General features: G+C 34.3%; 19 protein-coding genes. 6 read left to right on the top strand and 13 right to left on the bottom strand.

The annotated features are described in order from the left end of the window. The first annotated feature begins 35 nt into the window (after nt 1-35). The gene (locus tag ICJ85_RS03840) at nt 36-536 is read left to right on the top strand and encodes a DinB family protein (RefSeq protein ID WP_188222444.1); all 501 of its coding nucleotides are present in this window, start codon (nt 36-38) and stop codon (nt 534-536) included. Between the two features lie 9 nt (nt 537-545). Here the strand turns inward: ICJ85_RS03840 and ICJ85_RS03835 are convergent, their stop codons facing one another. From ICJ85_RS03835 to ICJ85_RS03785, 11 genes are all read right to left on the bottom strand, one after another. Beyond that, a complete protein-coding gene (locus ICJ85_RS03835; protein ID WP_188222443.1) occupies nt 546-779 on the bottom strand; it encodes a DUF6095 family protein in 234 nt (77 codons plus the stop codon). Beyond that, nucleotides 766-1,587, bottom strand: coding sequence for an N-acetylmuramic acid 6-phosphate etherase (murQ, locus tag ICJ85_RS03830; protein WP_188222442.1), 822 nt, complete (start codon nt 1,585-1,587; stop codon nt 766-768). Before murQ ends, ICJ85_RS03835 begins: the two co-directional genes overlap by 14 nt. A 29-nt stretch (nt 1,588-1,616) precedes the next feature. Next, nucleotides 1,617-3,080 carry a TolC family protein gene (locus ICJ85_RS03825; protein ID WP_188222441.1) on the bottom strand — a complete coding sequence of 488 codons (1,464 nt, stop codon included), beginning with the start codon at nt 3,078-3,080 and terminating at the stop codon, nt 1,617-1,619. A gap of 47 nt (nt 3,081-3,127) precedes the next feature. Then, nucleotides 3,128-4,516, bottom strand: coding sequence for an ABC transporter permease (locus tag ICJ85_RS03820; protein ID WP_188222440.1), 1,389 nt, complete (start codon nt 4,514-4,516; stop codon nt 3,128-3,130). A 1-nt stretch (nt 4,517) separates the two neighbouring features. After that, nucleotides 4,518-5,762, bottom strand: coding sequence for an efflux RND transporter periplasmic adaptor subunit (locus ICJ85_RS03815; protein ID WP_188222439.1), 1,245 nt, complete (start codon nt 5,760-5,762; stop codon nt 4,518-4,520). A gap of 197 nt (nt 5,763-5,959) precedes the next feature. Next, the gene (locus tag ICJ85_RS03810) at nt 5,960-8,170 is read right to left on the bottom strand and encodes an NADP-dependent isocitrate dehydrogenase (protein WP_188222438.1); all 2,211 of its coding nucleotides are present in this window, start codon (nt 8,168-8,170) and stop codon (nt 5,960-5,962) included. Nucleotides 8,171-9,023: 853 nt separating this feature from the next. Next, complete coding sequence (rplS, locus tag ICJ85_RS03805; RefSeq protein ID WP_188222437.1) at nt 9,024-9,374, bottom strand: 50S ribosomal protein L19; 351 nt, start codon at nt 9,372-9,374, stop codon at nt 9,024-9,026. 206 nt (nt 9,375-9,580) lie between these two features. Then, the gene (gene trmD, locus ICJ85_RS03800; protein ID WP_188222436.1) at nt 9,581-10,258 is read right to left on the bottom strand and encodes a tRNA (guanosine(37)-N1)-methyltransferase TrmD; all 678 of its coding nucleotides are present in this window, start codon (nt 10,256-10,258) and stop codon (nt 9,581-9,583) included. Nucleotides 10,259-10,386: 128 nt separating this feature from the next. Further along, nucleotides 10,387-10,989, bottom strand: coding sequence for a tRNA (guanine-N1)-methyltransferase (locus ICJ85_RS03795; protein WP_188222435.1), 603 nt, complete (start codon nt 10,987-10,989; stop codon nt 10,387-10,389). A 171-nt stretch (nt 10,990-11,160) separates the two neighbouring features. Then, nucleotides 11,161-12,609, bottom strand: a complete 1,449-nt coding sequence (locus ICJ85_RS03790; protein ID WP_188222434.1) for a glyceraldehyde-3-phosphate dehydrogenase — start codon at nt 12,607-12,609, stop codon at nt 11,161-11,163. 141 nt (nt 12,610-12,750) lie between these two features. Continuing rightward, nucleotides 12,751-14,154, bottom strand: coding sequence for a trypsin-like peptidase domain-containing protein (locus ICJ85_RS03785; RefSeq protein ID WP_188222433.1), 1,404 nt, complete (start codon nt 14,152-14,154; stop codon nt 12,751-12,753). A 236-nt stretch (nt 14,155-14,390) separates the two neighbouring features. Here ICJ85_RS03785 and dapF point away from each other — a divergent pair, with 236 nt between their 5' ends. The 5 genes from dapF to ICJ85_RS03760 all read left to right on the top strand — a co-directional run bounded on the left by dapF (nt 14,391) and on the right by ICJ85_RS03760 (nt 18,427). Then, on the top strand, nt 14,391-15,164 hold the full coding sequence (gene dapF, locus ICJ85_RS03780; protein WP_188222432.1) for a diaminopimelate epimerase: 774 nt from the start codon (nt 14,391-14,393) through the stop codon (nt 15,162-15,164). After that, nucleotides 15,161-15,685, top strand: a complete 525-nt coding sequence (locus ICJ85_RS03775; RefSeq protein WP_188222431.1) for a GNAT family N-acetyltransferase — start codon at nt 15,161-15,163, stop codon at nt 15,683-15,685. The genes dapF and ICJ85_RS03775 overlap by 4 nt, the downstream gene beginning before the upstream one ends. Beyond that, a complete protein-coding gene (gene mltG, locus ICJ85_RS03770; RefSeq protein ID WP_188222430.1) occupies nt 15,686-16,729 on the top strand; it encodes an endolytic transglycosylase MltG in 1,044 nt (347 codons plus the stop codon). 14 nt (nt 16,730-16,743) lie between these two features. Beyond that, the gene (locus tag ICJ85_RS03765) at nt 16,744-17,655 is read left to right on the top strand and encodes a DUF2279 domain-containing protein (protein WP_188222429.1); all 912 of its coding nucleotides are present in this window, start codon (nt 16,744-16,746) and stop codon (nt 17,653-17,655) included. Between the two features lie 112 nt (nt 17,656-17,767). Further along, the gene (locus ICJ85_RS03760; RefSeq protein ID WP_188222428.1) at nt 17,768-18,427 is read left to right on the top strand and encodes a peptidoglycan-binding protein LysM; all 660 of its coding nucleotides are present in this window, start codon (nt 17,768-17,770) and stop codon (nt 18,425-18,427) included. Nucleotides 18,428-18,435: 8 nt separating this feature from the next. Here ICJ85_RS03760 and ICJ85_RS03755 read toward each other — a convergent pair whose 3' ends face one another. Both ICJ85_RS03755 and ICJ85_RS03750 read right to left on the bottom strand, forming a co-directional pair. Further along, entirely contained in the window at nt 18,436-19,149 is a 714-nt protein-coding gene (locus ICJ85_RS03755; RefSeq protein ID WP_188222427.1) for an SAM-dependent methyltransferase, read from the bottom strand. After that, the gene (locus tag ICJ85_RS03750) at nt 19,149-19,601 is read right to left on the bottom strand and encodes a low molecular weight protein-tyrosine-phosphatase (protein WP_188222426.1); all 453 of its coding nucleotides are present in this window, start codon (nt 19,599-19,601) and stop codon (nt 19,149-19,151) included. The genes ICJ85_RS03755 and ICJ85_RS03750 overlap by 1 nt, the downstream gene beginning before the upstream one ends. Nucleotides 19,602-19,603 lie beyond the last annotated feature (2 nt).

The raw sequence follows: 19,603 nt of genomic DNA, 5'->3' as shown, positions 1-19,603 counted from the left end.
TTTATTATTTGAATTATTTGATTAAATTGGAGACAATGAATAAACTTATAGAATCTACTTTACAAACACTGACCAAAACAGAAATTCTTCTGAATAGTTTAACCAATGAACAATTACGAGATGCTTCAGTGCCTCCTTATTTTTCATCTATAGGAACACATATCAGGCATATATTGGATTTTTACAACTGTATTTTTAATTTGAATGATGAAAATAAAATAGATTTAACAGCACGAAGTAGAAATAGAGAAGTAGAGCAGGATTGTGCTAAGGCCAGAACCTATTTGGTGTTATTGATCAATAAGTTGAATGCATTTAACCAAAAAATAGATAAAACGGTTTTAGTAATAGAGGATTTAGGTCAGGGAAAAGTAGAGATCCCTTACACTATTGGGGCATTGCTATCACAGGCCAATAGCCACACTATTCACCATTATGCTATTATAAATTATATTTTAAGCGGATTAAAAATAACTATTGTTGATTTAGAGTTTGGATATAACCCAACAACACCTAAACCAACAACATGGTCCTAACTTTGGGCTTTATTTTTTAAACATACTAGCCATAATAATTTTGATGCCTTTAAAAATTAAAAAAACAGCAAAAGCACAAATAAGACTGGCAACTATTAATAACGGAAGATAAAGTGAGTTCTCTTTATCAGATAACGCTAAATGCATTAAAATTGGTCCCATAAAAAGACTTAATAAGGCAAATACTAAAGTTTTAATACCCTTAAAAAGGAGTTGTTTGTCGGTTCTATTAGTTTGTTCCATTGTTATAGTTTTTTATAGCTGTACGTACGTTTTTGTATGTGTGTAATAAGGCTTTAGCTTCGGATTCAGAAATGTTAAGCTCCGACATAATCATCTTTGTTCCGCGATCAACCAATTTATTATTACTTAGTTGCATATCGACCATTTTGTTGCCTTTAATATGACCAAGCTGAATCATTGTAGATGTTGTAATCATGTTTAAAACAAGTTTCTGAGCGGTACCTGCTTTCATTCTGGAACTACCTGTTACAAATTCAGGACCAACAATAACCTCTATTGGAAATTGAGCGGTTTTCGATAACGGACTGTTGGCATTACAGGTAATACAACCCGTAACAATATTGTTGGTATTGCAGGTTTCCAATGCTGAAATCACATAAGGCGTAGTACCTGAAGCAGCAATACCTACCACAACGTCTTTATTCGAGATATGATAAGCTTGCAAATCTTCCCAACCCTGAGTTTTAGAATCTTCAGCGAACTCAACAGCTTTTCGAATAGCAGTATCACCGCCTGCAATAAGTCCGATAACTAAGTCGTGAGAAACACCAAATGTGGGAGGACATTCCGAAGCATCTAAAATTCCTAATCGTCCACTAGTTCCTGCTCCAATATAAAATAAACGACCTCCTTGCTTTAGTTTTTCAACGATTACATTAACCAGGTTTTCAATTTCAGCAAGTGCTTTTTCAACAGTATCAGGAACGGTTTTATCCTCTTTATTTATGTTGCTTAACAGTTCTTTTACACTCATTCTCTCTAAATGATTGTAATTTGAATCCTGTTCGGTTGTTTTTGTAAAACTCATGCACCAAAAATAGAAATTAATTGGTGGTTTTAATCATAAATTACATCTTCAACAGTTATTTTTTCATTATTGATAAAATCGTATAAGGTTAATTGTCTAAGAACGTAGTAATCTCTCCAAAATTTTTCAAGTGAATTTAAATATTGCAGGACAGCTTTATCTTTTTCCTGTAGAGCGATATTTAAGTCGGTAATAGTTATTTTACCTAAAACATACCTTTTATTTGAAATGTCGTAACGTTTGGTAGCAACTTCTTTGGCTTTTTCTGCGGTGAACAAAAAATCTCTTTGGTTACTCCAGTTTAAAACATGAAGATAGATCTCTTGTTCGAAGGCTTGTGTTTCCTGTTCTACATTATTATTTACCAAATCTAAATCGGCTTCAGCCATTTTACGCCTTGATTTAGATACACCCCAATCGAAAATTGGCACAGAAACCGATAGTGATACATTTTGCTGTTTATTAAAATTGTTAAATAAAGCATTAAAATCGTTAGCGTTATTGGAGATACCGAAATTTGCATTCAGTCTCATGTCAACAGAGTTAGTCCCTTTGGCACGCGCTACTTCTCTTTCTGCTTCTAAACGTTGTCTTCTAAATTCGATAACAGCTTTTCTGTTAGATTGTGCCTCTCGCAGTGCAGTTGTAACCTCGACATCAAATAAGGGAAGCTTTTCCGGTATATCTAATTTTAAGTTTTCATTATCCATTTCTAAATAACGCGCAAGATTTTGAGAGGTTCTTTTTAGTTCTACTTTATTAGTTGTCACGTTATTTTTAGAATTTAATAGCGTAAGTTCCATTTGAAGTAATTCGTTCTCGGCAATTTTCCCCATTTTATAACGTCCTAATGAAATCTGATATAAGGTATCTTGATTGGATAGATTTTTTTCGGCTATTTCCAGTTGCATTTGTGCCTTTAGTAAACTAAAATAATGCTGACAGGTGGTTATTGAAATTTGTTCCATTTTTTCAATAAAATCACGTTTAGATTCTTCGTAAATCAGAGGTTCAATTTTTTTGTCCCATTTAAACTGATTAAAAAACAAAGAATTCTGATAATAACTTATAGAAAAAGGTATAACCGAATAACCAATATTATCGTTTAGACCAAACAGTTCTACGCGCTCTAAATTGGAGTTCAAAGACAGTGTACCTCCAGTGTAGGGGATATTTTGATTCAGTGATAAACCACCTTGAACAATAAGTTGATCCTGATTTACAAAAACGTCCTGACCTTCATCGTTTGTTATTCTTCTAATGGCGTTATTATATTCAGGAATGGTGGCGTTTAATCTAAGTTGAGGCAAAAAGCGTGCTTTATAATTTCTAAAACGCCAATAGCTCCCCTGATTTCGGTTTAGGGTTGTTTTATAATCCGGAGATTTTTTTTGAGCAATATCTATAGCCTCTGTTAGAGATATAGTTTTTGACTGAGAAAATACATTTACAGATAAAAATGAAAAGAAAATTAGTGTGAATAATTTTTTCATGTATTTAGTTGTTTTGATTGATGAATTTTGATTGCGATAACAAAATATTATTCTGTTCGTAAGGCTTCAATTGGTCGTTTTCTGGCTGCCGATTTAGCAGGGAATATTCCAAAAAATAATCCAACTAAAACAGCAATAAAGAAGGAAACGAGCACAGAGGTTAACGAGAGCACGGTTTCTATTCCTGAGAATATCTCAATGGTGTAGGCGCCAATAATTCCTAACAAAATACCTGCAACACCACCACCAACACTAATAAGTACCGATTCTGATAAAAACTGAAGAATAACATCTTCTTCCGTAGCCCCTATGGCACGAATAATACCAATTTCTTTAGTACGCTCTAGCACCGATGCCAGCATGATATTCATAATACCAATGCCTCCGATAAGGAGTGATATTCCGGCGATAATACTTAATACAATATTAAAAATTTGCTTGGTTTTTTGTTGTTGCTTAAGTAGTTGAATAGGGATGGTAATTTCAAAATCCAGGACATCATTATGTCTTCGCTTTAGCATTTTACTCAATACTTCGGCAGTGGCTTTTAATTCGTTAGAATTTGAAACCTGAACCGTGAGTTTATCAATTTGGTGATAATTGCCACGGGGAATACGCTTTTTAGGACCATTTTGTTGTCCACCAACAATAATTATATTTCCGCCACCTCCAGAAATGGAAGGACCTGTGCTACTGATAATTTTACGGTCTTTATAACGTATTAAAAAGGTTTTTATAGGAATGTAGATATCCTGATTTAAATCTCGAATACCTAAATTTTCCTGTGCCTGATCTGAAATAAGTTTTTCTTCTATAACGCCTATAACTTGAAGCCAGACATCTTTCACTTTAATCTGTCTGCCTAAGGCACTTTCTCCAGTAAATAATTTTTTCTCGACTTTTTTTCCAATGATGCATACCGGTAAGGCATTTAAAAGTTGGTGTTTTGAAAAATCTTTACCTTTTTCTATGTGAATATTTGAAGATTCGAAAAAAGAGGAGGAGACACCAATAAGCTTTACCGGATTTTGTCGACCGTTATTGATTACATAGGTGTCCATAATAATTTCAGGGCTTACCAGTTTAACACTTGGAATGTTGTTTTTTATACTTTCGGCATCTAGGATGTCTAAGCCTTTAGAATAGCGTTTGGTTTCATTACTTTTATTGTTTCCATCGTTTCCTTCTTCGTTTGAATTTTCATCTTTTTCATCTGGAATAGGAGTCACCACAATATTATTTACACCAACCAATTCCAGTTGCGATAAAATTTCCTTTTCAGCACCATTACCAATCGCAAGCATCGTAATTACTGAAGCTACACCGAAAATAATACCAAGAGCTGTTAAAAAGGTTCTGACTTTATTGGTTTTAATGAACCAGAAGGCTTCAGTAAAATTGGACTTAAGTTTTTCAAAAAGTATTTTATCTATCATCTTACTTTAATAGTTTAATACTTTTCTCTTCAAGGTCTTCAGGTTTGTTTAGGTAAACCACATCATTTTCTTTAAGTCCGTTTTTGATTATAACTACCTCGTTATTGGAACTCCCTAGCTCTACTTCTTGCTTCTCGATAGATAAACCGGATTTAACATAAGAATAGCTAATGGAATCTTTTGAAAAAATGGCTTCCAAAGGAATCATTAAAACGTCTTCTTTCTGTTTTGTAAGAATTCGATTTGAGGTGGTCATTCCAGGTCTGATGTTTTCGTTTGTTCCGTTAAGCTTTATTAAGACTTGAAAAAGTTTAATGTCTGACCCAGATTTGGTTTCACCCACATTAGCAACCTCGGTAACAATTCCTTCTAATTCTATATCAGGAAAGGCATCAAAGCCTACCTTCACGGTAAGTCCTTGTTTTATTTTACGAACGTCGACTTCGTTACTATAGGTTTTAGATTCCATTTTGGTTAAATCTGGAAGGCTGGCAATAGCTGGTTCCCAAGGAGAAATGGTTGAGCCGACTTGCTTTTTTGAGCCATTCCACTCTTTAATATAGGTAACCATGCCATCTTCATCAGAATAAATTGTAAATTGTTTTTGAAGTTCTAACAATTCATCAATGCGCTTTTTGTTTTTAGATACGTTATTGCTGGCAATAATCATCTTGGCATTAGATTGTTGTTTCTTTATAGAATAATCTTCCTTTTTACTTTTTAAATTTCGCTCCGATTTTTCAAGTTTTATTTCTAGCTGTCTGATAACAGCTGGAGCTTCATATTTTGATTGATTTAACTCCAGTTTTGTTTCTTCAATTTCGAAAAGTAAATCTTTAATAGCATTGCGCTCTTGCTTTAAAGTAAGTGTTGTATCAAGTTGCTGTTGTGTATACGCTGATTGCGCATTGTCTAAATTTATTTCAGCATCCAGAATTTTCCCGTTAAGTTCAGAAACATCTAATTTCCCAATGTAGTCGCCTTTTTTTACAACGGTACCTTCTGGAACCAAATCTTGAATTTTAATATTATAAAGTCCGAAGCGCCTTGCGTTGCTGGGGCCATTAATTTGTTTCGAGCTGGTAGATTGTGCTTCTCCCGATATAATGACTTCATCATTAAAAGTGCCCCTTACCACTTTTGTAGTTAATGATGCGCTCTCACTGTCGTCACTATTATAGAAGGAGAATATTAAAATGGGGGTTAAAGCTATTGCTGTCCAAAGCACAATTTTTTTTATTTTCATAGTTAATTGATAGATGAAATAGGTTTGATGTTAAATATATAATCTAAAACTTAAGAATTTGTTAAAATTTTTGTAAAATTCTTACAAGATGTATTTTTATAACTTAAACAAAGAACTAATATTGTTTGGTTTGAATAAAATTGGGCAAAAAAAAAGCTCCTATTTCTAGGAGCTCTTTGTGATATAAAGTTATTTTTTTAAGCTAAAATACTGTTAAGTGTAGCACTTGGACGCATTACTTGATTTGTTAAATCTTCGCTTGGCTCATAATATCCACCAATGCTTACCGGTTTTCCTTGAATATCGGTTAGCTCTTTAATGATAGCTTCTTCGTTTTCTGCTAATTGTTTTGCAATTGGCTCGAATTCAGCTTTTAAATCGGCATCCTTATTTTGTTTAGCTAATTCCTGAGCCCAGTACATCGCTAAGTAGAAGTGGCTACCTCTGTTATCTAATTCACCAGCACTTCTAGAAGGTCCTTTTTTGTTTTCTAATAAAGAACTTGTAGCGTCATCTAAAGTTTCACCTAAAACTTTAGCTTTCTCATTACTGTTCACTTCGCTAAAGTGCTCTAAAGAAACAGCAAGCGCTAAGAATTCTCCTAAAGAATCCCAACGTAGGTGATTTTCTTCTAATAACTGTTGTACGTGTTTAGGAGCAGATCCACCAGCACCAGTTTCAAATAAACCACCACCATTCATTAAAGGAACGATAGACAACATTTTCGCACTGGTACCTACTTCTAAAATAGGGAATAAATCGGTTAAATAATCACGTAATACGTTTCCTGAAACAGAAATAGTATCTAAACCTTCTTTAAGTCTTTGACAAGTAAAGATGGTTGCATCAACAGGCGATAAGATTCTTAAATCTAATCCTGTTGTATCGTGATCTTTTAAGTATGTGTTTACTTTTTTAATTAACTCGGCATCATGAGCTCTGTTTTCATCTAACCAGAATACAGCAGGCGTTTCTGAAGCTCTGGCACGCGTAACTGCTAATTTAACCCAGTCTTGAATAGGTGCATCTTTAGTTTGACACATTCTCCAGATATCTCCTTCTTCAACAGTGTGTTCTAATAAGGTATTTCCGTGAGCATCAATAGCCGTAACTTTTCCGTTAGATGCCATTTCGAATGTCTTATCGTGCGATCCGTATTCTTCTGCTTTTTGAGCCATTAATCCAACATTAGGAACAGTTCCCATTGTTGTTGGATCGAATGCTCCATTTTCTTTACAAAAATCGATAGTCGCAGCGTACACACCAGCATAGCTACTATCTGGAATAACAGCTTTAGTATCTTGTAATTTACCTTCAGCATTCCACATTTGTCCAGAAGTACGAATCATAGCAGGCATAGAAGCATCAATAATTACATCACTTGGTACGTGTAAATTCGTTATACCTTTATCACTGTTAACCATTGCTAAAGCAGGTCCGTTAGCAAATACAGCATCGATATCGGCTTGAATTTCGTTGCGTTTTGCTTCTGGTAATTCTTGTAATTTCTCAACTAAGTTTCCGAAACCACTATTTACGTCAACACCAATTTGCTCTAAAGTTTCACCGTGTTTAGCAAATACATCCTTAAAGAAGATTTTTACAGCGTGACCAAAAATAATTGGGTCACTTACTTTCATCATAGTGGCTTTCATGTGTAATGAGAACAATACACCGTTGGCTTTTGCATCGGCTACTTGTTTTTCAAAAAAGCTGATTAAGGCTTTTTTATTCATTACCGTAGCATCAATAATTTCTCCTTTTTGAATAGCAAAACTATCTTTTAAAACGGTTTCAGTTCCGTTATCATCTGTATGAACAATTTTGATAGTAGTGGCTTCCGCTAAGGTTAATGATTTTTCGTTGTGTGCAAAATCACCAGCCTCCATAGTTGCTACGTGCGTTTTAGAATCTTTTGTCCAGGCACCCATAGAGTGCGGATTGTTTTTTGCGTAATTTTTAACGGCTTTAGGTGCACGTCTGTCTGAGTTACCTTCGCGTAACACAGGGTTTACCGCACTACCTTTAACTTTATCGTAACGCGATTTAATATCTTTTTCAGCATCGTTTGCAGGCTCATCAGGGTAGTTAGGAATAGAAAACCCTTGAGACTGTAATTCTTTTATAGCGGCTTTTAACTGTGGAATAGAAGCACTAATATTAGGTAATTTAATAATATTGGCTTCTGGCTTCTTTGCTAATTCACCTAGTAGTGCTAAGTCATCTGAAACTTTTTGATCTTCATTTAAAAAATCAGGAAATACAGCTAAGATTCTAGCAGCTAAAGAAATATCTTTAGTTTCTATATTAATTCCTGAAGATTTAACGAAAGCTTTAACAATAGGTAAAAATGAATGCGTAGCTAAAGCTGGAGCTTCATCAGTTTTTGTATAAATTATGTTAGACATTACTTTAGTGATTTTTTTTATTTTTTTACTTAGTTTAATGAATATGAAAAAAGAAAGGATTTTTTTTCGAGTTGCGAATATACAAAAATAGATGATTATAAATGCTTAATCGTTTAAACAAAAAGCCTTTAGTTGGTAAGTTTTTAGAGAACGCTAAAAAAGGGGAGTAGCACTACGAATTTTTTAAAGAAAATGGGCTCGGAGTTAAAAAAACAAAAGCCATATCACTGCAGAACTTAATCTACTCTGACATGGCTTTCTTAAAATAGCAGAACTTAATCAATTAGATTTCACTAAATCAGTTCAAATTTTCATTAAACCTTTACAATTTAAGTGTTGCTATTTTAAATGAAACATTTCATGTAATTTTCAAAATGTATTGACCTATTACAAAATGCTTCAGAAAATTGTTTTTCTTGATGCATTTATTTGTTTCTATCCGCTGTTAACGATTAGTTTAATAAAGCATTGTCTTTGTTCAGCCTCATGGTTGTGATAAAACCGTGGTTCTGTTTAGACTTTCAATTATCTAGTGTCTGTTTATTGCTAAACAGTCTTTTATAATATCATGGTTTTTAAATACATGCTTACACATGATACGTTTAAAACCTCAAAAAACAATTAAAAATGTGAACGTTATCTTATTTAGTTTATAATGTTCAACAGGTGTTTCGCAAAGCAACCTGCTGATTTATTATTAACTTATGCTAATATACATCAAAAAATGAAGATTTGCAATTTTTTTTAACCATTTAATTATCAACTTGTTATAAACCGAAGTTATTAACATTTGTTAATAAAAAAAGCCTTGATGATAATCAAGGCTTTTTTATGCTTTTTAAAGAGGTTTAGACTAGTGTCTGCTCTCTTTAATTCTTGCTTTTTTACCAGTAAGTCCTCTAAAGTAGAAAATTCTAGCTCTACGAACTTTACCACGTTTATTAACTTCAATTTTTTGTAATGCTGGTAAGTTGATAGGGAAGATACGCTCTACACCAATAGTTCCAGACATTTTTCTAATTGTGAAAGTTTCAGATGAACCTGAACCTCTTCTTTGAATAACAACACCTCTAAAGAACTGAGTACGTGTTTTGTTACCCTCTTTAATTTCGTAATACACAGTAATTGTGTCTCCAGCTCCAAACTCTGGAAAGTCTTTTTTTGCTACAAATTCGTCTTGTACAAATTTTACTAAAGATTCCATATCTTTATTTTTTTAAATAGTTAATTCAGAATAACATACACGATTTTCGCCAGAGGTTAACCCGAAACAGGGTGCAAAGATAATTAATAATTAATAACCTACAATCTTTAACTGTAAATTTTATAGTGTTCCCTTCCTGGTCAGGTTATTCACTATATCTTTTGTTTTGAAAAAGGGTGCCGCTACTATCCTTAACACAAAATAGCTTATTCGTCCAGTAAATCCGGACGTCGTTCTTTTGTTCTTTGGTAAGCCTGATCTTCACGCCATTTTTCAATCTCAGGGAAATTACCACTAAATAACAATTCCGGTACTTTCCATCCTTTATATTCTCTCGGCTTAGTGTAAATAGGAGGCGCTAACATGTTATCCTGAAACGAATCGGTTAGGGCAGAGGTCTCATTTCCTAAAACACCCGGAATTAATCGGATAACTGCGTCGCATAATACGGCTGCTCCCAGTTCGCCACCAGATAAAACGTAATCGCCAATAGAGATTTCCCGAGTTATAAAATGATCGCGGACGCGTTGGTCCACGCCTTTATAATGTCCGCAAAGAATAATAATGTTTTCTTTCAACGATAATTGATTTGCTATGCCTTGTTTTAAGGTTTCACCATCAGGCGTCATATAAATCACCTCGTCGTAATCACGTTCTGCTTTTAATCCAGAAATGCATTTGTCTATTGGCTCAATCATCATCACCATTCCTGCACCACCACCAAACTGATAATCGTCTATACTTTTATAATTATCGGTCGCATAATCGCGTAAATTATGAAAGTGGACTTCAACTAAATTAGCTTCGATAGCACGTTTTAGAATAGAGGCTTCAAACGGACTTCTTAATAATTCAGGTAAAACAGTTATAATATCTATGCGCATGATCTTTTTTTAAGAAGTGCAAAGATAATTGAATTAAAAATATATTTACTATGTCTTTTTGTATTGAGGTTGGAAAAACAAAAAGCCGGAGTGGAAACTCCGGCTTTTTTTCAATTATAAATAAAGCATTAAATCTTTTTATGCTTATTAATTTCGTCTTGAAGTTGACGCCTTACTTTTTGTTCACGCTCAAGCGCAATTTTTCTGTGCTCTTCAAACTCTTCTTCAATTTCAGACAGGGCTTTTCTGGCTTCAGTAGTAATGACATTACTGTTTTTAAATTTGTAAATGAATAACAATAGTAAGGCAAGTAATCCGCCAATGATTGACCACATTAAAAAATTGTAGCTTCCTTTACTCATTTGTATTCCGAATAAAGACATGCTGTCTTTTTCTAAATTTGTAGCATCCAAAGTGTCTTGCGTTTCGGTAAGACTGGCTTTTAAATTGTCGATTTCTTTAGCCTGTGTATTAACAACAGCCTTGGTGTCGTTAAGGTTTTTATGAACAGCATTTAACGAATCCATAGTATGCGCTTTTAAGGCATAAAGCCATACTTTTTTAATTACTTTATAATCTTGGTAATTGTTGGAACGTTGAATAACATATTCAAATTGGTTATCAATGGTACCGCTGTTTAAAGATAACTTCTCTTCATCATTCTCTGTTTGCGCAAATACTGTCGCAGTAAATAAAAAGCTAAAAACAGCTAAATACTTGATTTTGTTCATTTTAGGAAAATTTTTGAATATTGGGTTACTAAATTATAAAATATTGTTTACTGTAAAAGATAAAATTGTGAAAAAGCCTCACGTGGTGAGGCTTTTCGTTATATACGTTAATAAATATAATTTAGATGTTTTAAGCGAAAATAGCGTATTTATTTCACTAATCTTAACTTATTAATAGTAAGTGTAACGTCTTACTTTTGCAATATATTTTGCTAACCTAATAACTTGTTGGCTGTATCCATATTCATTATCGTACCATACATATAGAACAGCATTCTTACCATCAGAGCGAACAATGGTAGCTTTACTATCAAAAATTGATGGTGCCGAACATCCAACAATATCACTAGAAACTAACTCGTCGCTTAGTTCGTACTTTATTTGTTCAACTAAATCACCTTCTAAAGCATATTTCTTTAAGGTAGCATTCATTTGTTCTACCGAAGTTTTATTCTTTAGTTCAAGATTTAAAATAGCTAAGGATCCGTTTGGCACGGGAACACGAATCGCATTCGAGGTTAATTTACCTTCTAATTTAGGTAAAGCTTTTGCAACGGCACTTCCGGCACCAGTTTCGGTAATAACCATGTTTAATCCGGCAGCACGTCCGCGACGGTATTTGTTGTGGTAATTGTCTACTAAATTCTGATCGTTAGTATATGCGTGAATCGTTTCAAGATGACCGTGTTTAATACCGTAAGTGTCTTCAATGGCTTTTAATACAGGTGTAATGGCATTGGTTGTACATGATGCCGCCGAGAATATATTTACATTACTCGGATCATACTCTAAATGGTTTACTCCGTGCACAATATTAGGAACGCCTTTTCCTGGAGCGGTTAATAATACTTTGGCAACACCTCGAGATTTTAAGTGTCTGCTTAAAGCCTCCTGATCTCTAAAAGCACCAGTATTGTCTATTACTAAAGCATTGTTGATACCGTATTTAGTATAATCAATTTCTTCCGGATTATTTGCTGAAATAATATTTACGGTTGTTCCGTTAATGTTTAAAGCCTTGTTAGCGATATCGACCGATACCGTTCCGGAAAATTCGCCGTGTACCGAATCGTTACGTAAAAGCGCTGCGCGTTTTTCTAAAACCTGAGCGTCAATAGCGCCACGGGTTACAATAGCTCGTAATCTTAATTGACTACCTTTTCCTGTTCGAGCCATAATTTCACGAGCCACCAAACGACCAATTCTACCAAAACCATAAAGAACAACATCTTTAGGAAGTAAGGCTCCATTTTTTTTGGCATCCTTTAGTTTATCTGCAATAAAACTACTGGCATTATTGTATTTCGTGTCTTCTAAATGATATTCATAGGTTAGTTTTCCTATGTCCAATTTAGAAGGGGCAATGTCTAATGATTTAATCGCTTGAGCAATTTCAACAGAGTCGAAAATAGAAATAGGCTTTTGAACAAATTTACCTGCGTATTCATGCAGATTTAAAATTTGACTAACATTTCTGTCGATTAGTTGATTGCGAAAAAGAACAAGTTCTATGGACTTGTCGTACCATAAGTCACTTACAATTTTAATAAATTCTACAGTGGCTCTTCTACGGTCTGCTTGAAAGGCTAATTCCTTTTCATAGTTTTTGTTAAAAGACATTCTTTTGAGATAGTTTAGTTTTATAAATATTTGGCAAAAATATCATATTTCAAACGTTTTCGTAAGCTATTTTAACAAAAAAATAACCTCTTAAAAATTGGGTTTTTAAGAGGCTAAATGACAATTATTATTTAAGTGTTTTTATCTGAAGTTGTAACGTTCTTTTTCACCTTTAGAATTGATGAGTTCAATTCGAAGTGGCTCATAAGTCGATTTGTTTTTAATCGCTTGTTGTGCATCGTCAACCGAATTAATTTTTACATCGTTAATAGAAGTAATGATGGCACCTTCGTCAACACCATTTTTCTTCCAGTAAGATTCATATTCTTTATTCAACTCGATAATTTTAACACCATTTGATGCATTTAACGATTTTAAATCTTCTTTTTTGGCATTTTTAACCATACCTACAAGAGGCAGATTTAATGTTTCGTTTCGGGTTAACTTAACTTTAAGAGTTTTAAGGTCTCCATCTCTAGATATTTTAAGCTCTACGATATCATCGACACGTTTAGCTCCAATATGTCCAGTTAAATCAGAGAATTTAGAAACTTTAATACGGTCAATCTCTTTAATAATATCGCCTTCCAGAATACCGGCAAGGTCTGCCCCTGAATCTTCAACCACACTAGCCACATAAATACCTTCGGTATCATTAACACCTAATTCATCGGCAGCGGCACTATTTAAAGCACCACCTGTAATCCCTAAAATACCATTTTGCACATAGCCATATTCCATAATATCTTCAATAACACGTCTGGCGATATTACTTGGTACGGCAAACGAATACCCAATGTACGACCCGGTTTGTGAAGAAATTGCTGTATTAATACCAATTAACTCTCCGTTTGTGTTCACTAAGGCGCCTCCGGAATTTCCTGGGTTTACAGCAGCATCGGTTTGAATGAATGACTGTGTTGAATTACCCGATAAATCTCTTGCTTTAGCACTAATAATCCCGGCGGTAACTGTTGAGGTTAAATTAAACGGATTACCAACAGCCAGCACCCATTCACCAATTCGTGCTTGATCGGAATCTGCAAAGGTGACATAAGGTAAATCTTCGTCAGCATCTATTTTTAATAATGCGATATCCGTTTTAGGGTCGGTGCCCACAATCTCAGCATCGTAAGTTTTATTGTTATTTAAGGTAATTGTAAGCTTATCTGAATTATTAATAACATGATTATTTGTAATGATGTATCCATCTGAGTTGATAATAACCCCTGACCCGGTACCCATCTGCGCACGTTGGGGACTTCTTCCTAAAAGCAAATCCTGAAAGGTCATTTGTCCGGTGCTAATCGTTACGTTTTTTACGTGTACAACGGCATTAACTGCATTTTCTGCCGCGATAGTTAAATCGGGCGCTTCGGCAGCACTGTTGAATACATTACTAATATTACTGGTAGGTAAAAATGATGGATTAGAGTCTGCTGTGATTTCAATTTTGTTTTCAGGCTCTAAAAAAAGTTTGTAAGCACCAAGAGTTAATGCGCCCCCTAATGCAGAAACTAGTACTAATGAGAAAATCTTCTTCATAATTATCATCTATTTTAGTTAATATATTTAATAATTGCTAAAATGTTCGTCAGGTCTTTTTTGAGAGATTGACCTTGTGAGGACAAAGATTTTAGCGATTAAAATCTTGTTTAAGAACGATTAAAATTAATTATTTATTGAGTTACTTTTCTTGTTTTAACGATTTTTAACGTCAATTTTAACTCCGGTTTAACACGTGAAAAAACGGTTAATTATTCCTATATTTGCGCTCTATTATGGAACAGACTTTTTATAAATATCAAGGAACAGGAAACGATTTTGTCATGATTGACAATCGTCAGCAAACGTTCGACAAAAACGATACCAAACGTGTTGCTTTTTTATGTGACCGACGTTTTGGCATAGGAGCAGACGGATTAATTTTATTAGAGAACCATCCCGATTTGGATTTTAGAATGGTGTATTACAATGCCGATGGAAACGAAAGTACTATGTGTGGGAACGGCGGGCGTTGTTTAGTGGCTTTTGCTAAAGACTTGGGTGTTATAAAAGAACATGCGGTTTTTGAAGCGATCGATGGTTTGCACCATGCCGAAATCAATAACGGTATTGTTAAACTTCAAATGTTAGATGTTGATTCGGTTCAGGAGTTTGAAAACCATGTATTTTTAAACACAGGGTCGCCTCACCATGTTCAGTTTGAAGAAAAAATAGAAGACTTCGATATTAAAACTAAAGGAGCTCAAATTCGTTATGGAGCGCCTTATAATCAAGAAGGAACCAATGTTAACTTTGTAAGTAAGGTTAACGATGATACGTTTAGAGTAAGAACTTACGAGCGTGGTGTAGAAGATGAGACTTTATCTTGTGGTACAGGTGTAACAGCTGTAGCTATAGCTATGAATAGGTTAAAAGAAACCGATAAAACTTTAATTAACTTAAATGTTGAAGGTGGTAAGCTTCAGGTAAGTTTCGATATAGATAATGGTGTCTATAAAAACGTTTGGCTTATTGGGCCAGCAACCTATGTTTTTAAAGGGACCATATGATTACCTTAAAAGGCGAACATATTTATTTACGTGCTCTGGAACCTGAAGATTTAGAGTTTATTCATGCGATTGAAAACGATGAGTCTATCTGGGAAATCAGTTGTACACAAACGCCGTATTCAAAGTATTTAATCAAACAGTATTTAGAGCAGGCTCATAAAGATATTTTTGAGGTTAAACAATTGCGACTTGTAATCTGTAATTACAATCACGAGACTTTAGGGTTGATTGATTTGTTTGATTTCGATTTTAAAAATAAACGCGCCGGTATTGGAATTTTGGTTAAAGAACCAATTAACCGATTAAAAGGGGTAGGGAGTGAAGCTTTAAAGTTACTCGTAGATTATAGTTTTATTCATTTAGATTTACATCAGTTATACTGTAATATTTCGGAAGATAATCATGCCAGTATTAAACTTTTTACCAAACAGGGATTTCAGGAAGTCGGACTTAAAAAAGACTGGATTCGTTTTAACGGATCTTTTAAAAACGAATATTTATTTCAGCTTATAAATAATTAAATGTATATAAAGAAAATACTTGTTGCCATTGCTTTACTTGGTTTAGTTGGCGCTGCATACTTTGCTTATTTCGTTTATAATGCCATGTTAAAACCCAATACGGCATTTAATAATGATACTGCTTATATTTACGTAAGGACCAATGCAAACTATCAGGAGATTAGAGAGCAATTGGAGCCTTTATTAAAAGATATAGAATCTTTTGATGTTTTAGCAAAACAGAAAAAGTACATGACTAATTTAAGAGCGGGACGTTTTGCTATTAAAAAAGGAATGAATAATAATGATATTATTAATTCCATTCGAAGCAAAAATTTACCAATCACCTTGTCTTTTAATAATCAGGAAAGTTTAGAAAAGTTAGCAGGTCGAATAAGTACTCAAATTGAAGCCGATAGTATATCGTTAATAGAAGCTATGACAGAGGCTTCCTTTTTAACTAAGAATAAGTTTAACGAGAAAACGGCTTTAGGCATGTATATTCCTAATAGTTATGAGTTTTTCTGGAATACGTCTTCAGAGTTATTTAGAGAACGCATGCTTACGGAGTATAATCGTTTTTGGAACGATTCTCGAAAAGCCAAAGCTAAAACTATTGGTTTATCGCAAGACGAAGTCATGACCTTAGCATCTATTGTTTACGAAGAATCGAAGCAAGCTAGCGAGCAACCCAGAATTGCAGGTGTTTATATGAATAGATTAAGAATAGGAATGCCTTTGCAAGCTGATCCTACCTTAAAATTTGCTGCCTATCAATTACCAGAATATAAAAATACGGTGATTAAACGTGTGCTTAATGTTCACAAGGAGATTGATTCGCCCTATAATACCTATAAAAATGCAGGTTTGCCTCCTGGACTAATTGCAATGCCGGATATTTCGGCCATCGATGCTGTGCTAAACTATGAGAAGCATAATTATTTATATTTTGCGGCTAATGCTCAAAAATTAGGATTCCATAAGTTTGCAAAAAATTTATCACAGCACAATGCCAACGCCAGAGAATACCAACGTTATTTATCATCTCAAGGCATCAATAAATAACATATAAATATTAGATGATACACAAAAGGCTAACATATATAATACTTTTTTTATTTGTTAGCCTTTTTTCTTTTGCGCAATCTGAGACAGAACGGTTTTTAACCCCAAGCGATACACTTCACAAGTCAAGAAGAAATGCCGTAATTATTAGCGAAGCATCTTTAGCAGGTATTACATTAATTGGTTTAAATCAATTATGGTATGCCGATTACGAGCGTTCTAATTTTCATACCATTAATGATAATAAGGAATGGCTCCAAATGGATAAAATGGGGCATGTGTTTACCTCTTACCAAATGGGAAAGTTTGGTGCCGACCTTTTAAACTGGAGTGGGGTAAGTGAAAAAAATCAGCTAATTTATGGTTCTACTTTAGGTTTTGGTTTTTTAACAGCGGTTGAGGTGCTTGATGGCTTTTCGGAAGAATGGGGCTTCTCGTGGGGAGATATTATCGCTAATGCATCCGGAACCGGGTTGTATGTTGGTCAGCAACTGCTTTGGAATGAGCAACGTATACTGTTAAAGTTTTCTTATCATGAAACAATGTATGCTCCTCAACGTTCAGATAAACTGGGAACGGGGTTTTTTGAGCGTGTTTTAAAAGATTATAACGGACAAACATATTGGCTAAGTCTTAATTTAAGTTCTTTTTTTAGAGGAAAACATATTCCAAAATGGTTAAATGTAGCCTTTGGATATGGCGCCGATGGGATGCTTTCGGGTATTTCTGATGAAAATAACATGGATTTACCAAGCTATGATAGGTACCGTCAATTCTATTTTAGTCTTGATGTAGACCTAAGTAAGATAAAAACAAACTCACGACTGTTAAGGTCTGTTTTTGAAGTTTTTAACACAATAAAAATACCTTTTCCTACACTTGAAATTAACAAAAACAGGTGTGTATTTCATCTATTCTACATCTAAAAAAAGTAGATAATCGATTAATTTTGAAATAATTAAAAAAATTTATAATTTTGCACGCTGAAATTTTCAAGCTCGCTAAAGTAGAAATACTGAGCTGAAGAAATTTAAGTTTATGAGAAAAAGTATTGCAACTTTTATTGCCCTAAGCGTTACAATATGTATTCTATTGTCGGTATCGTTTACAACAGATGAAACGGTAAATTTAGGTAAATACTCAACAGAAGGCTTAGAGTTAAATTATACTGTAAGTCCAGACGAAAACATTAAAGATAATGTTTTGGCGTCGAATGATGTGAACAAAACGTTTTCTCCTTTTTTGGGGAAATCTTTTGTAGGATTTAAAGAAGCCGTTGGTTTTAAAGAGTCTGGCGGCGATTATTTTACTGTGAATACTTTAGGGTATTTAGGTAAATATCAATTTGGAAAAGGTACATTAAGATTATTAGGAATTAAAAACCCTAAGAAGTTTTTAAAGAATCCAGAGCTTCAGGAGCGAGCGTTTATAGCAAATGCAGAGCGAAACAAATGGGTACTTCGTAGAGACATCAAAAACTTTGTTGGAAAACGAATTAATGGTGTGTTGGTTACAGAGTCAGGTATTTTAGCAGCGGCACATTTAGCCGGACCTGGAAGTGTAAAGAAGTATTTGAGAAGCTACGGTTTAGATAACTTTGAAGACAGTTATGGTACAAATGTGGAGTACTATATGAAAAAGTTTTCGGGTTACGATACCTCTTCATTAAAACCGAATAAGAAAGCAAAAGCAATTTAAGACTATAATTAGCTTTTATGAATTATGAATATCGTAGGTCTTTTATGAAGGTCTACGATATTTTTTTTCCAGCTGGCTGCAGACTGTGTTTTTATAAATTCGGTATCTAAAGTAATATCACAGGCGACACAAATTTGTGTGTTTCTATCCAGAACATTACATAAATCTTCCAGCATTTTATTGTTTCGGTAAGGCGTTTCTATAAAAAGTTGTGACTGATTATACTCGAACGATAAACGTTCAAGGCGTTTAATTTCACTTTTACGTTCGCCTTTATCGATAGGGAGGTAGCCATTAAAAGTGAAACTTTGCCCATTCATTCCCGAAGCCATAACCGACATTAATATAGAAGAAGGGCCTACCAAGGGCACTACTTTAATATTGTTTCTGTGTGCTAAACTCACAATATCTGCACCTGGGTCGGCGACACCAGGGCACCCTGCTTCAGATAGTAAACCTACATTGGTTCCGTTAAGACAAGGTTCTATAAAGGTTGGCAAATCGGCAGGGTCGGTAAATTTGTTTAAGTGAAACATCTTTAAACCAGGCTGCGATTTTTCGGGCGTTATTTTTTTAATGAAGCGTCTTGCAGTTTTATCATTTTCGACAATAAACGTATCGGTTTGTTCAATAACGCGTTTCACAAAAGCCGGTAAAACATCCATAGGATCGTTATCGCCTAATGTGGTTGGAATTAAATATAAAACGCCTTTGGTATTCATTAAATAAGTTTTTGTGCGATTATAGTGCAGGCTTCGTCTAACATTTTATAAACGTTTTCAAATCCTTCGTCACCTCCGTAATAAGGGTCCGGAACCGGATAATTCTGGTTGGGGTATGTTTCATTTAAAATGAATTCAACCTTAGTTTTATCGGCTTCATTACGAGCTAACGATAATACATTTTGGTAGTTCGATTCGTCCATCACATAGATATAATCAAATTGGTCGAAATCTGAAACTACAAATTGTCGTGCTTTTAAATTTGAAATATTTAATCCGTATTTTCTAGCAACAGAGATGGAGCGGTGATCAGGTTGACTGCCGGAATGGTAATTAGCCGTTCCGGCGGAGTCTACTGTAAAGGTGTTTTGAGGTAATTTAGATTTTAAAATTCCCTCGGCTAATGGTGAACGGCAAATGTTGCCTAAACAAACCATTAATATTTTAGTCATTT

This window comes from Aestuariibaculum marinum, assembly GCF_014596975.1.
Lineage (GTDB): Bacteria > Bacteroidota > Bacteroidia > Flavobacteriales > Flavobacteriaceae > Aestuariibaculum > Aestuariibaculum marinum.
Note: the sequence above shows the minus strand (reverse complement) of the source record. Positions and strands in the feature narration are given on the sequence as shown.